Source organism: Sulfitobacter sp. S190 (genome assembly GCF_025141935.1).
Lineage (GTDB): Bacteria > Pseudomonadota > Alphaproteobacteria > Rhodobacterales > Rhodobacteraceae > Sulfitobacter.
In genome coordinates, this window is record NZ_CP081120.1 from 59,723 (window position 1) to 79,780 (window position 20,058).

General features: G+C 59.6%; 17 protein-coding genes. 13 read left to right on the forward strand and 4 right to left on the reverse strand.

The annotated features are described in order from the left end of the window. Positions 1 to 16: 16 nt before the first annotated feature. Genes K3756_RS00290 through K3756_RS00300 form a run of 3 tightly spaced genes read left to right on the forward strand, consistent with a single transcriptional unit; the run spans position 17 to position 4,924 of the window. Positions 17 to 1,744 (forward strand): DUF563 domain-containing protein, encoded by a 1,728-nt coding sequence (locus tag K3756_RS00290; protein WP_259989784.1) that lies wholly within the window; start codon positions 17 to 19, stop codon positions 1,742 to 1,744. Between the two features lie 58 nt (positions 1,745 to 1,802). Continuing rightward, a complete protein-coding gene (locus tag K3756_RS00295; RefSeq protein WP_259989786.1) occupies positions 1,803 to 4,061 on the forward strand; it encodes an NADP-dependent malic enzyme in 2,259 nt (752 codons plus the stop codon). Next, positions 4,058 to 4,924 (forward strand): ribokinase, encoded by an 867-nt coding sequence (locus K3756_RS00300; RefSeq protein ID WP_259989788.1) that lies wholly within the window; start codon positions 4,058 to 4,060, stop codon positions 4,922 to 4,924. The genes K3756_RS00295 and K3756_RS00300 overlap by 4 nt, the downstream gene beginning before the upstream one ends. Here the strand turns inward: K3756_RS00300 and msrA are convergent. Further along, on the reverse strand, positions 4,921 to 5,580 hold the full coding sequence (gene msrA, locus K3756_RS00305) for a peptide-methionine (S)-S-oxide reductase MsrA (RefSeq protein WP_259989790.1): 660 nt from the start codon (positions 5,578 to 5,580) through the stop codon (positions 4,921 to 4,923). The two genes, K3756_RS00300 and msrA, sit on opposite strands and share 4 nt — an antisense overlap. Before the next feature lie 149 nt (positions 5,581 to 5,729). On the opposite strand from msrA, the gene K3756_RS00310 reads away from it, so the two are divergent. Further along, the gene (locus tag K3756_RS00310; RefSeq protein ID WP_259989792.1) at positions 5,730 to 6,425 is read left to right on the forward strand and encodes an HAD family hydrolase; all 696 of its coding nucleotides are present in this window, start codon (positions 5,730 to 5,732) and stop codon (positions 6,423 to 6,425) included. Between the two features lie 126 nt (positions 6,426 to 6,551). Here K3756_RS00310 and K3756_RS00315 read toward each other — a convergent pair whose 3' ends face one another. Further along, positions 6,552 to 7,772 carry an argininosuccinate synthase gene (locus K3756_RS00315; protein ID WP_259989794.1) on the reverse strand — a complete coding sequence of 407 codons (1,221 nt, stop codon included), beginning with the start codon at positions 7,770 to 7,772 and terminating at the stop codon, positions 6,552 to 6,554. A 118-nt stretch (positions 7,773 to 7,890) separates the two neighbouring features. Here K3756_RS00315 and ilvA point away from each other — a divergent pair, with 118 nt between their 5' ends. Together ilvA and K3756_RS00325 are read left to right on the forward strand one after the other, a co-directional pair. After that, complete coding sequence (ilvA, locus tag K3756_RS00320) at positions 7,891 to 9,141, forward strand: threonine ammonia-lyase IlvA (protein ID WP_409202411.1); 1,251 nt, start codon at positions 7,891 to 7,893, stop codon at positions 9,139 to 9,141. 15 nt (positions 9,142 to 9,156) lie between these two features. Next, on the forward strand, positions 9,157 to 9,963 hold the full coding sequence (locus K3756_RS00325; RefSeq protein ID WP_259989796.1) for an SDR family oxidoreductase: 807 nt from the start codon (positions 9,157 to 9,159) through the stop codon (positions 9,961 to 9,963). Here K3756_RS00325 and K3756_RS00330 read toward each other — a convergent pair. Continuing rightward, a complete protein-coding gene (locus K3756_RS00330; RefSeq protein ID WP_259989798.1) occupies positions 9,960 to 10,292 on the reverse strand; it encodes an Hpt domain-containing protein in 333 nt (110 codons plus the stop codon). The genes K3756_RS00325 and K3756_RS00330 overlap by 4 nt on opposite strands. Before the next feature lie 151 nt (positions 10,293 to 10,443). Here K3756_RS00330 and K3756_RS00335 point away from each other — a divergent pair, with 151 nt between their 5' ends. After that, positions 10,444 to 11,724: a PP2C family protein-serine/threonine phosphatase gene (locus tag K3756_RS00335; RefSeq protein ID WP_259989800.1), complete on the forward strand. Its 1,281-nt coding sequence runs from the start codon at positions 10,444 to 10,446 to the stop codon at positions 11,722 to 11,724. Here K3756_RS00335 and K3756_RS00340 read toward each other — a convergent pair. Beyond that, positions 11,697 to 12,149 (reverse strand): NUDIX hydrolase, encoded by a 453-nt coding sequence (locus tag K3756_RS00340; protein WP_259993610.1) that lies wholly within the window; start codon positions 12,147 to 12,149, stop codon positions 11,697 to 11,699. The two genes, K3756_RS00335 and K3756_RS00340, sit on opposite strands and share 28 nt — an antisense overlap. 78 nt (positions 12,150 to 12,227) lie before the next feature. Between K3756_RS00340 and K3756_RS00345 the strand changes: the two genes are divergently transcribed. From K3756_RS00345 to K3756_RS00370, 6 genes are all read left to right on the forward strand, one after another. Then, a complete protein-coding gene (locus K3756_RS00345; RefSeq protein WP_259989802.1) occupies positions 12,228 to 13,214 on the forward strand; it encodes an Hsp33 family molecular chaperone HslO in 987 nt (328 codons plus the stop codon). After that, positions 13,207 to 13,803: a CoA pyrophosphatase gene (locus K3756_RS00350; protein ID WP_259989804.1), complete on the forward strand. Its 597-nt coding sequence runs from the start codon at positions 13,207 to 13,209 to the stop codon at positions 13,801 to 13,803. The genes K3756_RS00345 and K3756_RS00350 overlap by 8 nt, the downstream gene beginning before the upstream one ends. A 20-nt stretch (positions 13,804 to 13,823) precedes the next feature. Continuing rightward, positions 13,824 to 14,966, forward strand: coding sequence for a CCA tRNA nucleotidyltransferase (locus K3756_RS00355; RefSeq protein ID WP_259989806.1), 1,143 nt, complete (start codon positions 13,824 to 13,826; stop codon positions 14,964 to 14,966). 66 nt (positions 14,967 to 15,032) lie between these two features. Further along, the gene (locus K3756_RS00360) at positions 15,033 to 16,898 is read left to right on the forward strand and encodes an ABC transporter ATP-binding protein (RefSeq protein ID WP_259989808.1); all 1,866 of its coding nucleotides are present in this window, start codon (positions 15,033 to 15,035) and stop codon (positions 16,896 to 16,898) included. Continuing rightward, on the forward strand, positions 16,864 to 18,708 hold the full coding sequence (locus K3756_RS00365; RefSeq protein ID WP_259989810.1) for an ABC transporter ATP-binding protein: 1,845 nt from the start codon (positions 16,864 to 16,866) through the stop codon (positions 18,706 to 18,708). The genes K3756_RS00360 and K3756_RS00365 overlap by 35 nt, the downstream gene beginning before the upstream one ends. A 39-nt stretch (positions 18,709 to 18,747) precedes the next feature. Further along, the gene (locus tag K3756_RS00370; RefSeq protein ID WP_259989812.1) at positions 18,748 to 19,965 is read left to right on the forward strand and encodes a class I SAM-dependent RNA methyltransferase; all 1,218 of its coding nucleotides are present in this window, start codon (positions 18,748 to 18,750) and stop codon (positions 19,963 to 19,965) included. The last annotated feature ends 93 nt before the right edge of the window (positions 19,966 to 20,058 follow it).

Genomic DNA, 20,058 nt, shown 5'->3' on the forward strand with positions numbered 1-20,058 from the left:
GGAGAGCCCCACCGCAGTGACCAACAAGACCGATCTGACCCTGCCTCCCGAAGATCTGTTTTTCGACCCGTGGTCGGATGCCGGCATGTCGCTGCTGCGCGCTCCGGAGTATCTATGGCGCCCCATTACCGGCGGTATCATTGAAGGGTTCGCGGTCAGCGAGCACGACACGGTCAACGCCAAAATCCGGTCGCATGTGGCCGCGGCGGGCCGCAATCGAACATTCACGACGCCCGTTGAATATGCATCGGTGCCTGTGGTTCTGGATCAGGCGGATTATCGCAAGTCCTACGTCATGGCCGGTGGGAAGTACCTGCTGCAGGGTGCAACGGCTACACGGGTAATCAACAGTTTCCGGTGGGATAGCCTGCGCGGGAGCGACGATGCCATTGCCCGACTGGAGGTGTTTTTTGCACAGCGCCGGAATACCCGATTGCCGACGGATCTTCCCAAATCGCTTGCATTAGAGCCTGAATTGAACGTTGCGTTCGAATGTCGCAACACCTTCAACTACTTTCACTTCATCACCGAAGCTTTGGCGCGGCTTTGTTTGCTGGATGACATTGCGTTCACCGGTGACATCTATTTCCATTACCCGCACCCCGATGACAAACACCGTGCTTTCTGTGCTGCTTTTGTCGATGCGTTGTTTCCCGAATACGCCGGCCGGGTGTTCTTTGAACGAGTGCCAAAGACCTATGCAAAGGTTCTCAGCGGGTTTGATCTTGTCGGCAGTCACCTTTTTGCACCGCCCGAAGAGACCGCTCCGCTCGCAGCACTTCTACCACGTGCCCGCGCCGAGATGACGGATGTATTCTCGCTCGCCTTTCACCAGATTTTGGAGCGAAATGCTGTTAATTCGTCTCTGATTGCCTTGCGCAAACGGGCGTTGGCCGCGATCGAGGGGCAAGATTTCAGTCACTTGCCAACGCGCTTTTTTGTCGGTCGTGACGATCGCCAGAGCCGTGCGCGCCATATGGCCGGTGAGGACCTGCTCATCGAGCACTTGCAGCTTTTCGGCTTTGACTACGTCGTCTTCGAGAACCTTTCGCCCCTGGAGCAGATCGCGCTGATGGCGCAGGCGGAAATGATGGTGTCGTACCACGGGGCCGCGTTCACAAATATGCTCTTCGCGAATCCGCAGGCCACTGTCATCGAATTGGGCACGCTTCAGACAGCGCAATGGCGGTGGGCGGATTTTTGGCCACTGGCAAACGCGGCGCGCTGCCGGTACGTGACATTCTTCGCAGATTTTCAGCAAGACGATCCTTTGAAAGAACCGGCGTTCGGTCAGGACGGGATCGTGCCCACCTCCCTTTCGGAAAGCGGGACTGCACAGGTGATGGCGTTTATCGTCAGCCTCTTCGGGTTTCCCCCTGACATGCCCAGCGCAGGGAGCGTTCTCAAGCTGGGGCAGCGGTTGTTCAAGGTGGGCGCACCCGACCGGGCGCTTGCGCTTCTGGAGGTCCATGACGCAATGCTGGAGGGCCACGCCGGATTGTGTTTGCTGAAAGCCGATTGCCACAAGGCGCTGGATGAACCGAAATCGGAGCTTGTCGCGCTCGATCTCGCGTTCAAAGCAAAGCCGGACCGTTGGCAGACACTGATCCGGCTGATCTGGTGTGCCAACAGATGCGAACGCACACAGGTTATCCGGTGGGCCCTGACCCGTCTGGAGCGCGATTTCCCCGAACGGCACGCAGCGTTTACGGCGAAACACGCATGGCTGCGGTACGTCGTATGATTGTCTGATGGGCTGCGGGCGGCTATGACTTGGGCAAACAACAGAGAGTGCCACCCAAGTGACAAAGAACAAAGTGACCTCGGAGGAGGCGCTCGCCTTCCATCTGGAACCGACACCCGGCAAGTTCGAGATCAGCGCCACAGTGCCGATGACAACGCAGCGCGACCTGTCGCTGGCCTATTCTCCGGGGGTTGCTGTCCCGTGTGAGGCAATCGCGGCGACTCCTGAAACCGCATATGACTACACCAACAAAGGAAACCTTGTTGCTGTCATTTCCAACGGAACGGCCGTTCTGGGCTTGGGCAATCTGGGTGCACTGGCATCGAAACCGGTGATGGAGGGCAAGGCCGTCCTGTTCAAACGTTTTGCCGACGTCAATTCCATCGATATCGAGCTGGATACCGAAGACCCCGACGAGTTCTGCCGGGCCGTGCGTCTGATGGGCCCGACCTTCGGCGGTATTAACCTTGAAGATATCAAAGCACCCGAATGTTTCATCATCGAGCAGCGGCTCAAGGAAGAGATGGACATCCCTGTCTTTCACGACGACCAGCACGGGACAGCGGTGATTTGTGCAGCGGGGCTTTTGAATGCGCTGCAGTTGTCGGGCAAGAAAATCGAAGATGTGCGCATCGTGTTGAACGGCGCAGGGGCAGCGGGCATTGCCTGTCTAGAACTGCTCAAGGCGATGGGTGCGCGCCATGACAACTGTATCATGTGCGACACCAAGGGCGTGATTTATCAGGGCCGGACCGAAGGCATGAACCAGTGGAAATCGGCCCACGCGGCAAATACCGATACCCGGACACTTGCCGATGCCATGCGCGGTGCGGATGTCTTTCTGGGTGTTTCCGTCAAGGGCGCGGTGACGCCCGATATGGTCGCCAGCATGGCCGAAGATCCGGTCATCTTTGCAATGGCGAACCCTGATCCCGAAATCACGCCGGAGGAAGCGCACGCTGTGCGGGCGGACGCGATCGTGGCAACAGGGCGCAGCGATTACCCCAATCAGGTCAATAACGTACTTGGCTTTCCCTACCTGTTCCGCGGCGCGTTGGATATCAACGCCCGCGCGATCAATGACGAGATGAAGATCGCCTGCGCACATGCTCTTGCCAATCTCGCACGCGAAGATGTGCCAGACGAGGTGGCGCTTGCTTACGGAAAGAACCTCAGCTTTGGACGGGATTATATCATACCCACGCCTTTTGACCCGCGGCTTATCCATCGCATTCCTCCCGCCGTGGCCAAGGCGGGGATGGACACAGGCGCTGCACGGCGCCCGATTATCGACATGGAGGCATACGAGCTGAGCCTGAAATCACGGATGGATCCGACAGCGAACATCCTGCGGGGCATCAATGCCCGTGCGCGTGCGGCGCAGGCGCGGATGATCTTTGCCGAAGGTGACGATCCGAAAGTGCTGCGCGCAGCGGTGATGTATCAACGCTCCGGTCTCGGCAAAGCGCTTGTCGTGGGGCGCCGTGAGGATGTGCGCGAAAAGCTGCAAGCCTCTGGCCTCGAGGATGCGGTGCGCGAAATCGAAGTGGTGAATGCCGCGAACACGCCGCATCTGGAGATGTACAAGGAATATCTCTACCGGCGTCTGCAGCGGCGCGGGTTTGATACCAAGGATGTGCACAGGCTTGCCGCGCGGGACCGCCATGTTTTCGGCTCGTTGATGTTGGCGCATGGGCATGGCGACGGTCTGGTGACGGGGGCGACCCGCAAATCGGCGCATGTGCTTGACCGGCTGAACCATGTGTTTGACGCCAACGCCGAAGGGGGCGCTACGGGCATCACGGCTGTTTTGCACAAGGGGCGTATCGTTTTGATCGGTGATACGCTTGTCCACGAGTGGCCCGACGACAATGATCTGGCCAACATCGCGGAAAGCGGGGCGCGTGTTGCGCGCGCGCTGGGCCTGGAGCCTCGGGTGGCTTTTGTCAGCTTTTCGACCTTCGGGTATCCTGTGTCGGAGCGGGCGGAGAAAATGCATCTCGCACCGGAGGTGTTGGACAGCCGCGGTGCAGATTTCGAATACGAGGGCGAGATGACCGTCGACGTGGCGCTGAATGCCGCCAGTCAGGCCAATTATCCGTTCTCGCGCCTTACAGGGCCCGCGAATATTCTGGTTGTACCGGCCCGCCATTCGGCCAGCATTTCTGTCAAATTGATGCAGGAAATGGCAGGGGCCACGATCATCGGGCCGATCCTGACGGGCGTGGACAAGTCTATCCAGATTGCGTCCTCGACTTCTACGGCAAATGATATTCTGAACATGGCCATCCTCGCGGCGTGCAAGGTGGGCGGATGATCTGGAATCTCGGCTCGATCAACATCGATAATTTCTACGAGGTGCCGCATCTACCGGCCCCCGGAGAGACATTGGCCGCACATAGTTTTCGGCAGGGGCTGGGCGGCAAGGGTGCAAATATGTCTGTGGCTGTGGCGCGTGCCGCCGCACCGATTTCACATATCGGTGCGGTTGGCCCCGACGGGCGCTGGACCGTCGAGCGGTTGATGGAATACGGCGTCGACACGCCCCATATCGCAAGCATCGATGTGCCAACCGGGCATGCGATCATCAACGTGGACGCGGAAGGCGAGAACAATATCGTCCTGTTTCAGGGTGCGAACGTTCGATTGACGGAGGCGATCATTGGTGCGGCCCTTTCCGAAGCATCGCCGGGCGACACGCTGTTGCTGCAAAACGAAACGAACGGTCACGAGTATGCCGCAGTTACCGCGCGGTCGCTTGGGTTGCGGGTCGCCTACGCCGCGGCGCCCTTTGATGCGGCCGCCGTAGAGCGGATGCTGGGCCGGATCGATCTGATGGTACTTAACGAAATCGAGGCGCAGCAGCTCGAGGATGCAACAGGCAAGGATCTTCCTGCGCTTGGCATTGCCGACATCGTGGTTACGCTGGGTGCCGAGGGATGCAAGTGGCTTTCCGGCGGCGACAAACGGCAGTTCGATGCCTATCCCGCCAAGCCCGTAGATACGACAGGCGCTGGTGATACCTTCACCGGCTACCTTGTTGCCGGCCTGGATCGGGGTCTGCGCATGGAAGCGGCCATCGATCTGGCGCTCAAGGCAGGATCGCTGATGGTTGCGCGTCGCGGAACGGCGGATGTCATTCCTGATTTGAAGGACATTCAGGACGAGTTTGATACCTAACCCGCGAAGGGTGCGTCATCTCCCCAGAGCTGTTTGACCCGTGCGTCCCGGCCACAGGCATCGCGGTAGGCCTTATAGGCAGCGGATTGGCGTTTCGGGCCAAAGCGGGTGATGACCAGCTTTTTGCCTTTGTAATAGTCCTGATGGTAGGCGTCGGCGGGCCAGAACTTGGCGTTGCCCAACACCGGTGTCACAATATTTTGGCCGAGTGCGGCGGCGGCGTTGGCTTTTGCAGTCTTGGCGGCCGCTTCCTGTGCGCTATCGGCGGCGAAAATCGCCGTTTTATAGCTGTCGCCACGATCGCAGAATTGGCCGCCTGCATCCGTGGGATCGATAGATCTGAAAAACAGATCGAGAAGGGTAGCGGCGCTTACCACGTCGGGGTCATAGCGGATCTGCACGGCTTCGTAGTGCCCTGTGCCGCCAGCGGTTACCTGTTTGTAGGTCGGATTGGAGACATTCCCGCCCGCAAAGCCCGACACCGCACCTTTGACGCCCTTCACCTTTTCGAAGTCGGCCTCAACACACCAGAAACATCCGCCCGCCACGGTCAGGGTCCGCGTTTCCGCGGCTTTGGCATCTGTTGTCTGGATTATCAATCCAATGGCGACAAGCCCGCCGAGCACGAGTGTTTTCAGATTGCTGATTGTGAACATGTCGCTCTCCTTTGGTGCGGACCGTGCGATCTTTGGGAAGAACGCGCAACTCACGAAACGGTTTCTCACGCGCTGGTGAATTCGGTTTACCGGATCCCGCAAAACGGTAACATCCGGCCAAAAGCTGCCAAGATGCGAGTACCTTTGTGATGCGAATTGCCATGTGGTCCGGACCACGCAATCTGAGTACGGCGATGATGTACAGCTTTGGAAACAGGGCCGATTTCGTCGTCATGGACGAACCGTTCTATGCGCCTTATCTGGCGCGATCAGGTGCCGCGCATCCGATGGCGGACCAGATTATCGCCCGGCACGAAACAGACCCCAGCCAAGTGGCGCAGTCCTGCAGCGAGGGCGGCAGGCCGCACCTTTATATGAAACACATGCCGCACCACATGCTCGACGGGTTTCCCATGGATTGGGCTGTCGATTGCACCCATGTCCATTTGATCCGACATCCCGCGCGTGTCATCGCAAGCTATGCCGCCAAACGCGAATCGCCGACGCTGGCGGATATCGGGTTTGTGCAGCAGGCTGATCTTTTCGACCGGATCGGCGGTGTCGTTGTCGACAGCACCGATATCCGCGCGAACCCGGAAGGAATGCTGCGGTCGTTGTGTAAAGCGATCGGGTTATCGTTCGATGATGCCATGCTGTCATGGCCCGCCGGTCCACATCCGAAGGACGGCATCTGGGCGCGGCATTGGTATGGTGCGGTGCACGCGAGTACGGGTTTCGCTGGCGCAGAGGGCGATTTGCCGGAGGTGCCCGAGGATTTGCAACCGATTCTGGAGCAGGCGATGCACCACTATCTGCGGTTACATCGCGGCCGCCTTTCCCCGTGAAGTCCACACGCCGTTTACCGATTATGAACCGGTGACGAGTAAACTTTTGCCGGAAGGGCAGTGCTCTTCGCTAAGTATGGTACTGAGTACTAGGCCCGGCGCGCTTTGCGTACCGGGCCTTTTTTGTCAGGATTTTGTGCGTTTGTCGCGGGCAGCGAGCAGTTTCAGCCGCAGCGCGTTCAGCTGGATAAAGCCCGCTGCATCTTTTTGATCGTAAGCGCCTGCATCATCTTCGAATGTCACATGTGCCTCGGAATAGAGACTGAAATCAGACCAACGGCCCACGGTGCGCACGTGGCCTTTGTAGAGCTTCAGCCGGACAGTCCCGGTAACATGTGTTTGGCTCGCGTCAATTGCCGCCTGGAGCATCGTCCGCTCTGGCGAGAACCAGAAGCCGTTGTAGATCAATTCGGCATACCGCGGCATCAATTCGTCCTTGAGGTGCATCGCACCACGGTCGAGCGTGATCGATTCAATGCCACGGTGCGCTTCGAGCAACAGGGTCCCGCCAGGGGTCTCATAGATGCCGCGTGATTTCATGCCGACAAAACGGCCTTCCACCAGATCGAGCCGTCCGCAGCCGTGTTTGCCGCCCAGTTCATTGAGCTTGGTCAGGATTTCCGCGGGCGACATCGCCTCGCCATTGATCGAAACCGCATCGCCGCGCTCGAACCCGACTTCCACGTACTCGGGCGTGTCCGGCGCGTCTTCGGGATTTACCGTGCGCTGATAGACATAATCGGGGGCATCCACTGCCGGATCTTCGAGCACCTTACCTTCGGAGGAGGTGTGCAGCAGGTTCGCATCCACGCTGAACGGCGCCTCGCCGCGCTTGTCCTTGGCGATCGGAATCTGGTTCTTTTCGGCAAAGTCGATAAGCTTTGTCCGGCTCGACAAATCCCATTCGCGCCACGGCGCAATTACCTTGATATCGGGGTCGAGCGCGTAGGCCGCGAGTTCAAAACGCACCTGATCGTTGCCCTTTCCTGTTGCCCCGTGGGCCACAGCATCAGCGCCCGTTTCATGGGCAATCTCGACCAGACGCTTGGAGATCAGCGGACGCGCGATCGACGTGCCCAGCAGATAAAGACCTTCGTAGACCGCATTTGCGCGGAACATCGGGAACACGAAATCGCGCACGAATTCTTCGCGCACGTCTTCGATATAGATGTCGGAGGCACCCATCATCTCCGCCTTGGCGCGGGCGGGTTCAAGCTCTTCTCCCTGGCCCAGATCGGCGGTGAAGGTCACGACCTCGCAGCCATATTCGGTTTGCAGCCACTTGAGGATGATCGAGGTATCAAGCCCGCCGGAGTAGGCGAGCACAACTTTCTTGGGCGCGGACATCTGCTTTTCCTTTGTCGAATGTTGCGGTCCGCGTATCCGTTTTTCGACCCTGCGGCAAGGTTGATCGCCGCACCCGCGTTGACCGCGCAGGTCGGCTTGCCTAACGATGAGGCACCGCATGCGTGAAAGGCCGGACATGTCAGACGAATTCCAGATGGGCGCCATCGCCGCCACGCGTGCCATGCGCGCGGTGTTCCCCGCCACACCGCTGCTGAAGAACGAGCATCTGTCGGAACGGTTCGGCGCGGACATCTACCTCAAGCGCGAAGATCTGAGCCCCGTGCGGTCCTACAAGTTGCGCGGCGCTTTCAATGCCATGCGAAAGGTCATTCCCGATCAGCGGGTTTTTGTCTGTGCGTCTGCGGGGAACCACGCGCAAGGCGTTGCCTTCATGTGCAGCCACTTCGGCGTGCGCGGCGTTATTTTTATGCCGGTCACCACGCCCCAGCAAAAAATACAAAAAACCCAAATGTTTGGCGGCGAACATATCGAAATCCGGCTGGTCGGCGATTATTTCGACAAGACGTTGGCCGCAGCTCAGGCATTTTGCGCCACCGAAGGTGCGCATTTCCTGTCGCCTTTCGATGATGACGACGTCATCGAGGGTCAATCATCCGTAGCTGTTGAAATCGAAGACCAGTTGGGCGGTATGCCGGACCGCATCATTCTGCCGGTTGGCGGTGGCGGTTTGTCGGCGGGAGTGCGCAGCTTTTTCGGGGATCGGGTGTCCTATACGTTTGTGGAACCCGTCGGTGCCCCGTCGCTTGGGGAGGCCCTCAAAGCTGGGCACCCTGTGGACGTTTCCCCGATCAACAGCTTTGTCGACGGGGCAGCGGTGGCAAAACTCGGCGCGCGTACTTTTGCGCGATTGAAGGGAGCGGACCCCGCCGATGTCGTCTATCTGTCCGAAGACCGGATATGCGTCAGCATCATAGAAATGCTCAACGTAGAGGGCATCGTGCTGGAGCCCGCCGGGGCGCTCAGCATAGAGGCGCTGGGTGATGTGGCGGACAGCATCAAGGGCCAGACTGTGGTATGTATCGCGTCGGGCGGGAACTTCGATTTTGAACGGTTGCCCGAAGTCAAGGAGCGTGCGCAGCGGTATTCCGGCGTAAAGAAATACTTTATCTTGCGCATGCCGCAACGTCCCGGGGCCCTGAAGGATTTTCTCAATATCCTGGGGCCCGACGACGACATCTGCCGCTTCGAGTACCTCAAGAAATCGGCGCGGAATTTCGGGTCTGTCCTCATCGGTATCGAAACCAAGAGCGCGGGTGCTTTCGGTCCGTTTCTCAAACAGCTCGATGACGCCGGGTTCACATATACGGACATCACAAATGATGAGACGCTGGCGCAGTTTGTCATCTGAAACCGGAGTAGCAGTATGGATCTGAAAGACAAAAGTGTGGTCATCACTGGCGGCGCCAGTGGTATCGGTGCCGCACTCGCGCATCGAATGGCGGGTGCCGGCGCACGGATTTGCATTGCGGACCGCGATGGGGATGCCGCCCGTGTCGTTGCCAAGGCGGTTGGAGGAGTTGCAGCAACCTGTGATGTGACGGACGAAGCGCAGATTATCACGGCCATCGAAGCGGCCGAAAAGGCACACGGTCCGGTGGACATATTTGTCTCTAATGCGGGGCTGGGGCGGGGTGATCCGTCGCATGCTGCATCCGCACCCGATGCGGATTGGATGCTGAACTGGCAGGTCCATGTGATGGCCCACGTGTATGCCGCCCGCGCGCTGTTGCCTGCCATGATCGGGCGCGGATCGGGGTATTTTGTCAACGTGGCGTCCGCCGCCGGTTTGTTGAGCCAGATCGGGGATGCCGCCTATACCGCTAGCAAACATGCAGCGGTCAGCTTTGCCGAATCGCTGAATATTTCGCACGCGCAGGACGGTATCGGCGTGTCGGTCGTTTGCCCGCAGTATGTCGCCACGCCATTATTGGGTATGGCCGACGCCGATGCGGGCGGAAGTCTGATTACCGCTGATGAAGTCGCGGCGAGTGTTGTTGCGGGTGTCCAGAATGATACCTTCTTGATCCTGCCCCATCCGGAGGTGGCGAAATACGCGGCCCTTCGCGGCTCTGACCCCGCTCGCTGGCTTACCGGTATGCAAATGCTTCGATCAAAGGCGATCGATGAATTCGGTGCGCTTCGGGTGCAGGATTTCTACAAGCTGGTCTAGCCTGCCATCGCTTTGGGCAGGCCGGACAGAAACATCTTTTTCGATGTCTCGTAGCAAGCGGTCAGCGGTGTCACGTCGATTTTATGTGCAACGCTGGCGGCAATCCGGTTTTCGCCTTCCTGGCACAGGTTTGCCAGACTGGTGAAGCCGAGATTGAGCGCGCAGCCCTTTATTGCGTGAAGTTCGTCGGTCAGGGCGCGGGGATCAGTCCGGTCCGGTAACGTCAGGAGTATGCCTTCGACTTCCTCGAGAAAAATTTCGATGACCTCCTCGAACTCGTCCGGCCCGATGTCGTTTCGCAACGTGTTGATATGATCCCAATCAATCATGGCGCACTCCTTTTCGCGGACCAAGAATGCGCAGCAGAGTTTAACGCGGAGTAACCGGCCATTGGTGAACTAGGGCGCATTTTAGCATTCAGGTTTCCTTTACAGTCGACGCGGTATGGCGGTGGCACAACAAGCAGGACCACAGGCAAAGATGTTCGCCCAGAAAAGCGCCGCCCATTCATATCTTGCGGCAGCCCAGCCCGCTGCCATCGGCAAGGTGTTGGTTGTCGATGACAGCCGCCTTCAGCGCCGCCTCCTCTGTGCGGTTCTGAAACGCTGGGGGTTTGGTGTCATCGAGGCGGGCAGCGGTGAAGAAGCGCTACAGCTGATGCGGGAGCAGCGTCCAGATCTGGTTATCAGTGACTGGATCATGCCGGGAATGACGGGGTTGGAGCTTTGCGGCGAAATCCGGCGCCTTTACACGGACGGGTACTGCTATTTTATCTTGCTGACCTCAAAAAGCGATAAGGAAGAGGTCGCGCAGGGGTTGGACAGCGGCGCGGATGATTTCCTTACTAAACCGGTAGACAACAGCGAATTACGCGCACGCATCGCCGCCGGTTCGCGGCTTCTGGCGGCGCAGCGAGACCTATCGCAAAAAAACGCGATGCTGCGCGATACACTGGATGAACTTCAACGCGTGTACGATCATATCGACAAGGATTTGCTGGAGGCCAAGAAGCTGCAGCAATCGCTGTTGCGCGAGCGTTTCAAGCATTTCGATGCGGGGGATCTGTCCTTAATGTTGCGCTCCTCCGGTCATGTGGGGGGCGACCTTGTCGGGTTTTTCAACGCGGGGGTGGACCATCTGGGGCTGTTTGCCATCGATGTGTCGGGCCACGGGATCAGCTCCGCTCTCATGACGGCGCGTTTGGCGGGGTACCTCTCTGCCGCGAACCCGGATCAAAACGTGGCCCTGTCACGCAAGCTGGATGGCACAGTGTGCCCGCGCCCGCCGGCGGATGCGGTCGCAATGCTTAACGATCTCGTGCTCGATGATATGGATACCGAGCATTATTTCACGCTGATGTTGGGTTTTGTCGAATTATCGACGGGCAAAGTGACGCTGTCACAGGCGGGCCACCCGCATCCGGTGATCCAGCGGGCGGATGGCTCGATCGAGCAGGATGGAACCGGCGGATTTCCGGTCGGATTGCTGCCGCACCTTGATTACGAATCGTTCACCCTGCAGCTCAATCCCGGCGACAGGCTGTGCATTCTGTCTGATGGCGTCACCGAATGCCCCACACCTGACGGTTTTCTTGAAGAAGACGGGCTTGCCGATTTGCTCGACGAATTGCGCGAAGTCCGCGGCCCCGCATTGCTGGAGGCGCTAGTCTGGCGGTTGACCGACCTGAACGGTTCGGTTGATTTTACCGACGATATTTCCGGCATCGTCTTTGACTACCGTGGACAACCCGCAGCGACATAGCGTTCCAGAAACAGGCGGTCGCCATCATTGCCAAGTGCTGCCACCGCATCATCCGCATCTAGGACAAGCGTCTCGTGAAATCGCTCCGAGGGTTCTTGGATCTGGCGGACGGGGTGGGCGACATAGACATGGCAAATCTTTTCCGCCCAAAGATCGTATTCCGGCATGAACACAAACCTGCGGAACGCGCCCAACCGGCGGGGCCGCGCAATCGACCAGCCGATTTCCTCGCGCACTTCGCGGTAAAGCGCCTGTAGCGGGCTTTCGCCCGGATCGATGCCGCCGCCCGGCAATTGTATGTCGATGCCATCGGCGATTTCTGCCGTCACCAAAAACCGTCTTTTGATCGGCAGGATCGCGTAGGCCCCCGGCCGGGGCATGTAAATCTGACGCCTGTCTGGCACTGCTCCCACACGTCTCATGATGCCTCCCCCCTTTTTATTGCGGCGCAATGGCCCTACATGGTCGCGGTATGCCAAGCGACCGCCGGTAAGGAAACCCCTATGACAGATGCAACGAACCACGGCTGGGACGATACGGTCCTGCCCTTCCAACTTGATGCCTCGGACATCCGTGGCCGCGTGGCGCGGCTCGATACTGCGCTGGGCGGCGTTCTTTCGCAACACGACTACCCGCCACAGGTTGAGGCGTTGGTGGCGGAAATGGCCATCCTGACGGCACTGATCGGCCAAACGATCAAACTGCGCTGGAAGCTGTCGCTGCAAGTGCAGTCGAAAGGCCCGGTACGGATGATTGCCACCGACTATTATGGCCCCGACGACGATGGCCAGCCCGCGCGCATTCGGGCCTACGCAAGCTTTGACCGCGACCGTTTGACCGACGGCGCTCCTATCGACCAGATCGGCGAAGGCTATTTCGCGGTGATGATTGACCAAGGCGAAGGCATGATACCGTATCAGGGCATCGCGCCGTTGGTAGGTGGATCACTGTCCGCTGCAGCCGAGGGTTACTTTGCCCAGTCCGAGCAGTTGCCAACCCGGTTCCAGCTCAGCTTTGGCAAGTCGACGACGGCCGACAGCGATGAACACTGGCGAGCGGGCGGCATCATGCTCCAATCCATGCCCAAGGCGTCGCCATTTGCCGCTTCGGGCGAAGGGTCTGGCGAAGTGCTGCGCGCGGATGATCTGCTTGCCGATGATGATGCCGAAAACTGGAACCGCGTGAACATCCTTCTCGACACTGTCGATGATCTTGAACTGATCGGTCCCTCGCTGGAGCCGTCGGAGGTGTTGCTGCGGCTGTTTCACGAAGAAAGACCGCGTGTCTTTGAGAAACAGCGCGTGCATTTCGGCTGCACCTGTTCCGAGGACCGTGTCCGCCAAAGTCTGTCGATCTATTCGGCCCGTGACATCGAAAAGATGACGACCGAAGACGGGCGTGTGACCGCAGATTGCCAGTTCTGCGGCGCGCATTATGATCTCGACCCCAAGTCCGTCGGATTTGGCGAGGAAACGCCAAAAGGTGCGTGAACGGCTTGACCATTACCGCGCGGCGCTGGCGCGGGCCGGTAGCGCGTCGTCGGATTTTGATCTGAACCCCGATGTGGTCTTGCCGCCAAACCGCAAGTTGCGCCCCGCGGGCGTCCTGATCGGGTTGATCGAACACGACGGGGATCTTTCGGTGCTGCTGACCAAACGGTCGGCGGCGTTGAAACATCACCCCGGGCAGATCGCCTTTCCGGGGGGCAAGCAGGATCCCGACGACGCCGACGTCACCGCCACGGCATTGCGTGAAGCGCACGAAGAAATCGGCTTGCCGCCCGCGATGGTCGAGGTGCTGGGCGTCTTGCCGGCGCATGAAACCGTGACGGGTTTCACCGTGACGCCAACGATTGGCTACATCGACGCGCCGTTCAAGGTTCTCCCGGAACCCGGTGAGGTCGCCGAAGTCTTTACGGTGCCATTGTCACACCTACTGGACCCTGCGAATTATAATGTGCAATCGCGGCGCTGGCGGGGTCAGCGGCGGCATTATTTTACGGTTCCTTACGGCCCCTATTACATCTGGGGTGCAACTGCGCGTATGTTGCGGGCATGGACCGAAACACTCCAACACTAACCGCGCAAAACGCGCCCTGGTTGACCGATCGCAACACCCGCGCTGTTTGCGATGCCCTGTTGGCAAAGGGGTATGAGGTCTACTTCGTCGGGGGATGCGTGCGCAACGCGCTTTTGGGCGAACCGGTCAGCGACATTGATATTTCCACAAACGCGCACCCCGATAAGGTCATGAAGGCCTGCGAAGACGCAGGTTTGAAAACCTCGCCCACCGGGATTGGCCATGGCACGGTCACAGTGATCGTGCGGGCCATCGGGTTTGAGGTGACCACCTTTCGTCGCGATGTCGCCACAGATGGACGGCGCGCGGTTGTCGCCTTTGCGACCGATATCGCGGATGACGCACGCCGTCGGGATTTCACGATGAACGCGATATACGCGACCCCAGAAGGACAGATCGTCGATCCGTTAAACGGGCTTGGTGACTTACGCGCCCGCAGGCTGCGGTTCATCGAGGATGCAGCGACCCGTATCCGCGAAGACTATCTGCGGACCCTGCGTTATTTCCGGTTTCACGCGTGGTACGGCAATCCCGATCAGGGATTGGATACAGAGGCGCTATCTGCCATTTCGGCCAATCTGGCCGGGTTAGAGACGTTATCTGCAGAACGGGTCGGAACCGAATTCCGCAAACTGTTGCTGGCAGATGATCCCGCGCCGGCGCTGGGCGCCATGATGCAAACCGGTGTCTTGACCGTTCTGCTGCCCGGGGCGGACGCCCGCCAGATCGGTCTGCTTGTGCACCTCGAAAGCCTTGCCGGACTGGACCGGAACTGGATCACGCTTCTTGTGGCGCTGGGTGGTGAAGGTGTTGCCGACAGGTTGCGGCTCAGCAAAGCGCAAAGGCGCGATTATGCGTTGATCCGGGATGCAGCCTTTGACGGTCCGGGTCTGCCGGAAGTTGCCTACAGGCACGGCTACGATATCGCAGCGCAAGCGTGTCTGTTGCAGGCGGTTTTGGCAGAAACGCCGGTCGATCCGAACCGTCTCGCCCATCTTTCAAGTGCGGCTGCTGCAGAGTTTCCTGTCGCGTCCCGGGACGTCGCAGACCACTACGAAGGGCGGGCGTTGGGGGCGCGGCTGGAACTGATGAAATCGGCATGGATCAAGTCGGATTTTAAGCTGACCAGGGACGAGTTGCTGGCGCTTCCGGACAAGGCCTGAGAGGCCGATAGCCATTTCAGCCCCCGAAGGGATATAAGGACGCCAGACTCAGCAAAGATGGCGCCAATGTTTCGTTTTTTCGAAAACCTGATCGATCCCTACGTGGCGTATCCCAAACAGGATAAGCCGCCGCAAAGACTGTGGCCGTTCTTCGTTGACCTGAGCCAGCCGTTCAAACGCGTATTCGCATTGACCGCGCTGATGTCGATTGTCGTGGCGGCGATCGAGGTTGGTCTGATTTACTACATGGGCCGCATTGTCGATCTGTTGGAAGGCGGCCCCGCGCGGATGTGGGAAAGCCATGGCACCGAACTGATCGTGGTGGCGCTGTTTATCATTTTTCTGCGTCCCGCGATTCAGGCATTGGACGTGGCGCTGTTGAACAATACGATCATGCCCAATTTCGGGACGATGATCCGCTGGCGTGCACACCGTCAGGTGCTTCGGCAATCGGTGGGCTGGTTCGAAAACGATTTCGCGGGCCGCATCGCAAACCGGATCATGCAGACACCGCCCGCCGCGGGTGAAGTGGTATTTCAGGCATTCGATGCGATTTCGTTCTCGCTGGCCTATCTCATCGGCGCGGCCATCCTTCTGACCACCTCGGACGTGCGATTGCTGCTGCCACTGCTGATCTGGTTCGGCTTGTACCTCATCCTGATGGCTTGGGCGCTGCGCCGCATTGGTCCCGCGTCGCAGGCCGCCTCAGACGCCCGCTCCGCCGTGACGGGACGTGTTGTTGATGCCTATACCAACATCCATTCGGTCAAGATGTTTGCCCATCATGACCGCGAAGAAAACTACGCCAAAGAAGCCATCGAAGAAGCACGCCGCACGTTCCAGATAGAACAGCGCATTTTCACGGTGATGGACTTCTGGCTGGTGGCGCTCAACGGGCTGTTGATTGTCGGTGTCGTGGGGTGGGCACTGTCGCTGTGGCTTCAGGGGCAGGCCTCCGTCGGGACTGTCGCGGCTGCGGCCACGCTGACACTTCGACTCAATTCGATGACGGGCTGGATCATGTGGGCGCTGTCTGCATTTTTCCGCCAGCTCGGTGTGGTGGCCGAAGGTATGGAAACCATCTCGCAGCCCATCACCCTGATCGATGCGCCCGACGCCAAGCCGCTGGCGCTTACCGAAGGCAAAATAGAACTGCGGGCGCTGACGCATCACTACGGTCGCAGCAGCGGCGGTATCGAAGCGATCGATCTGACGATCCAGCCCGGTCAGAAGATCGGACTGGTCGGGCGGTCTGGTGCCGGCAAATCGACCCTGATCAAGCTGCTTTTGCGTTTCTACGACGCCGAGGCGGGACAAGTTGTGATTGACGGGCAGGACATTACCAAGGTCACGCAGGACAGCCTGCGCCGTCAGATCGGCATGGTGCAGCAAGATAGCGCCCTGCTGCACCGATCGGTGTTCGAGAACATCCTCTACGGCAAGCCCGACGCAACGCTCGCCGAGGTCGAAGCCGCCGCGAGACAGGCCGAAGCGCATGATTTCATCCTTGATCTGCAAGACCCCGAAGGCAATCAGGGTTATGGCGCGCGCGTTGGTGAGCGGGGGGTGAAGCTGTCGGGCGGCCAACGTCAGCGTATTACGCTGGCCCGTGTGATTCTCAAAGACGCGCCGATCCTGCTGTTGGACGAAGCGACGAGCGCGCTGGACAGCGAAGTGGAAGCCGCGATTCAGGAAACCCTGATGGACATGATGGAGGGCAAGACGGTCATCGCAATCGCCCACCGTCTGTCCACAATCGCACAGATGGACCGCATTCTGGTTCTCGAGGGCGGCAAAATTGTGGAAGACGGCAACCATGACGCGCTTTTGAGTGGGGGCGGCCTATATGCTCAGTTCTGGGCGCGCCAATCCGGCGGCTTCCTGCAGACCGATGAGAATGATGCGCATACCGAAGATCAGCGACTGGATTGATGCTTTTCGGGCGGCCGATGGCCCGCCGCCCGAAACCTTGGGCACATTTATGCGGTGGTGCCTGTCTGGGGCCTGGCCTGCACTGTGGCTCGCCGCCGCATTTTCTGCACTTGCCGGCGCGCTCGAAGCGGGCACTGCGCTTATCCTCGGTTGGGTTATCGATGCCACCGTCGCCAGCGGCCCCGACGGATTTTTCGATGCCTCCAATGTATGGATCATAACGGCAGCCCTGGTCTTTTTCCTGATCGCGCGGCCGCTCTTTTTCGGTCTGTCGGCTGCGTCGAATGCGATCATGGTGCAGCCGAATGTGAATCCTCTGGTGCTGTCGCGATTGCACCGCTGGTCCCTTGGCCAGAACGTCAGCTTTTTCGACAATGATTTCGCGGGCCGTATCGCGCAAAAGCAGATGCAGGCGGCCCGTGCGGTAACGGATGTAGCGTCGGAGGTGATCAACGTCGTTGCCTTTGCGCTGGCGTCATTGGTTGGCTCGGTACTGCTGCTCGCGTCGATCAACATTTGGGTGGCCGCGGGTCTTGCGGTCTGGCTTGTGGCGTATATCGCGCTGATCCGCTGGTTCATGCCGCGGGTTCGCAAGCGCAGCGCCGGTCGGGCGGGCGCGCGCGCGCTGGTGTCCGGTCAGGTTGTCGACACGATCACGAATATCAAAACCGTCAAGTTGTTCGCACACGCCGATCACGAAGACCGCGCCGCGCTGGGTGCGATGCAGATGTTCCGCGAGCGGGCGCTTGAATTCGGGTATCTTGCTGCCGGGTTCCGCTTTGCCTTGATGAGCCTTGCCGGCGTTCTTCCGGTTCTGCTGATCGGTGCGACCGTTTTGTTGTGGCAGCGCGGGGTGGCGACCGAAGGCGATATCGTGGCCGCAGGCGCAATTTCCATCCGTATCGCGCAAATGACCGGCTGGGTCAGCTTTACGCTGATGGCGATCTATTCAAACGTGGGCGAAATCGAGGACGGCATGCGCACGCTGACCCCGCGGGTGCGTCTTGAAAACAAAGCGGGCGCGGTGGCCTTGGATGCACAAAGGGGGCGGATCGAAATTGATGATCTGTGTTTCGCGTACGGGCGGCAAACCGGTGGCATAGACTGCATTTCGCTGGACATCGCGGCGGGCGAAAAGCTCGGTGTTGTCGGGGCTTCCGGTGCGGGTAAATCGACCTTGGTCGCTTTGCTCTTGCGGCTCTACGAGGCCGAGGCGGGCAGCATCCGGATTGACGGTCAGGACATTCGCGATGTCACGCAGGAAAGCCTGCGACAGGCCATCGCGATGGTCACGCAGGAAACAGCAATGTTCAACCGCTCCGCCCGCGAGAATATTCTTTACGGACGCCCCGACGCGACCGAAGAAGAGATGATCGCCGCCGCCAGACAGGCGGAGGCCCATGAATTTATCCTTGGTCTGGAGGATCATATGGGCCGCCGTGGCTATGACGCGCATCTGGGTGAACGGGGCGTCAAGCTGTCCGGCGGGCAACGCCAGCGGCTCGCCCTTGCCCGCGCCATCGTGAAGGATGCGCCCATTCTCATTCTGGATGAAGCCACAAGCGCGCTCGACAGCGAGGTTGAGGCGTCGATCCAGAACGCGCTTGAACGGGTAATGCAGGGCAAGACGGTCATGGCCATCGCGCACCGTCTGTCGACACTGCGTGAAATGGACCGCATCGTGGTGCTTGACGCAGGGCGGATTGCCGAAATCGGCACGCATGATGCGCTTTTGGCGCAGGGCGGTTTGTATGCGCGCTACTGGGATCGCCAGTCCGGTGGCTTTCTTGACGTCCGCGCGGCAGAATAGGGGCTGGCCGCAGGGCTGTTCGCGCAGTATGGCTGCGGCATGACACAATATACCATCGAACGTTTGGGCCTTTTTGGCGACGGTATTGCGGAGGGTCCGGTTTTCGCACCGATGACCCTGCCGGGTGAAGTCGTGACCGGCCAGCTGGACGGCAGCACGCTGCGGGACGTGAAAATAGTCACGCCGTCGGACATGCGTGTGTCGCCGCCCTGCCGCCATTTCAATGCCTGCGGGGGATGCAGTCTGCAACACGCGGCCGATCCCCTGGTCGCCAAATGGAAGACCGATGTCGTGGCTCAGGCCCTAGCCGCGCAGGGCGTCGTGACCAATATACGGCCCATCCTGACCTCACCGCCGAATTCGCGCAGGCGGGCCACCTTTGCCGCCAAGCGGACCAAGAAGGGCGCGATGGTCGGTTTTCACGGGCGTGGTTCCGATGTCTTGATCGAAACCCCCGATTGTCAGCTCGTCGCGCCCGAATTGCTTGCGGGTATGGATATTGCACGCGATCTGGCCGGGCTCGGGGCCAGCCGCAAGGCGGCGCTTGCCGTGACGGTCACAACGTCGCTGACGGGGCTGGATGTTCAGGTCGAGAACGGCAAACCGCTCGATGGTCCGCTGCGCCACGAATTGGCGAGCCTATGCGAAACCCGCCAGTTTGCGCGGCTTGCGTGGGGGGATGAGGTGATCGGAATGCGCGTGCCCCCGGTGCAGCAATTCGGGGCCGCACAGGTGGCACCGCCCCCCGGCGCGTTCTTGCAGGCGACACATCATGGTGAGGCGTCATTATTGGCGGCGGTGAAGGAAGCTGTCGGGGACGCAAAGCGGATCATCGATCTATTTGCGGGTTCGGGAACCTTCACATTGCCTCTGGCCGCGCAAGCCGAAGTTCATGCGGTCGAGGGCGCAGCGGACATGCTGGAGGCGATGGACAAGGGATGGCGGATGGCCAAAGGGCTCAAAACCGTCACCCATCAGGCCCGCGATCTGTTCAGGCGGCCGCTTTTGCCCGATGAATTCCGCAAGCACGATGCCGTTGTGATCGACCCCCCGCGTGCAGGCGCCGAGGCGCAGACGGTTGAGTTGGCCAAATCGGGAATTGCCCGCATCGCTTTCGTGTCCTGCAACCCCGTAACCTTCGCCCGCGACGCGAAAACTCTGGATGATGCAGGCTATGATCTGGTCTGGGTGCAGCCCGTTGACCAGTTCCGCTGGTCCCCGCATATCGAGCTTGCGGCGCAGTTTGTTGCACGGTGAAATCCATGTTGCACTGACACCGCAACGGGCCGCCGGTGCGTAAATGACGTCTTTTTGAAGAGACGAATTTGCGGTAAAAGCCTATCCCATAAC

Coding starts and splice junctions, on each gene's coding strand:
- K3756_RS00300 (WP_259989788.1), top strand. CDS start 4,058: ATGATCTGGAATCTCGGCTCGATCAACATCGATAATTTCTACGAGGTG.
- msrA (WP_259989790.1), bottom strand. CDS start 5,580: ATGTTCACAATCAGCAATCTGAAAACACTCGTGCTCGGCGGGCTTGTC.
- K3756_RS00310 (WP_259989792.1), top strand. CDS start 5,730: ATGCGAATTGCCATGTGGTCCGGACCACGCAATCTGAGTACGGCGATG.
- K3756_RS00315 (WP_259989794.1), bottom strand. CDS start 7,772: ATGTCCGCGCCCAAGAAAGTTGTGCTCGCCTACTCCGGCGGGCTTGAT.
- ilvA (WP_409202411.1), top strand. CDS start 7,891: ATGCGTGAAAGGCCGGACATGTCAGACGAATTCCAGATGGGCGCCATC.
- K3756_RS00325 (WP_259989796.1), top strand. CDS start 9,157: ATGGATCTGAAAGACAAAAGTGTGGTCATCACTGGCGGCGCCAGTGGT.
- K3756_RS00330 (WP_259989798.1), bottom strand. CDS start 10,292: ATGATTGATTGGGATCATATCAACACGTTGCGAAACGACATCGGGCCG.
- K3756_RS00335 (WP_259989800.1), top strand. CDS start 10,444: ATGTTCGCCCAGAAAAGCGCCGCCCATTCATATCTTGCGGCAGCCCAG.
- K3756_RS00345 (WP_259989802.1), top strand. CDS start 12,228: ATGACAGATGCAACGAACCACGGCTGGGACGATACGGTCCTGCCCTTC.
- K3756_RS00360 (WP_259989808.1), top strand. CDS start 15,033: ATGTTTCGTTTTTTCGAAAACCTGATCGATCCCTACGTGGCGTATCCC.
- K3756_RS00365 (WP_259989810.1), top strand. CDS start 16,864: ATGATGCGCATACCGAAGATCAGCGACTGGATTGATGCTTTTCGGGCG.
- K3756_RS00370 (WP_259989812.1), top strand. CDS start 18,748: ATGACACAATATACCATCGAACGTTTGGGCCTTTTTGGCGACGGTATT.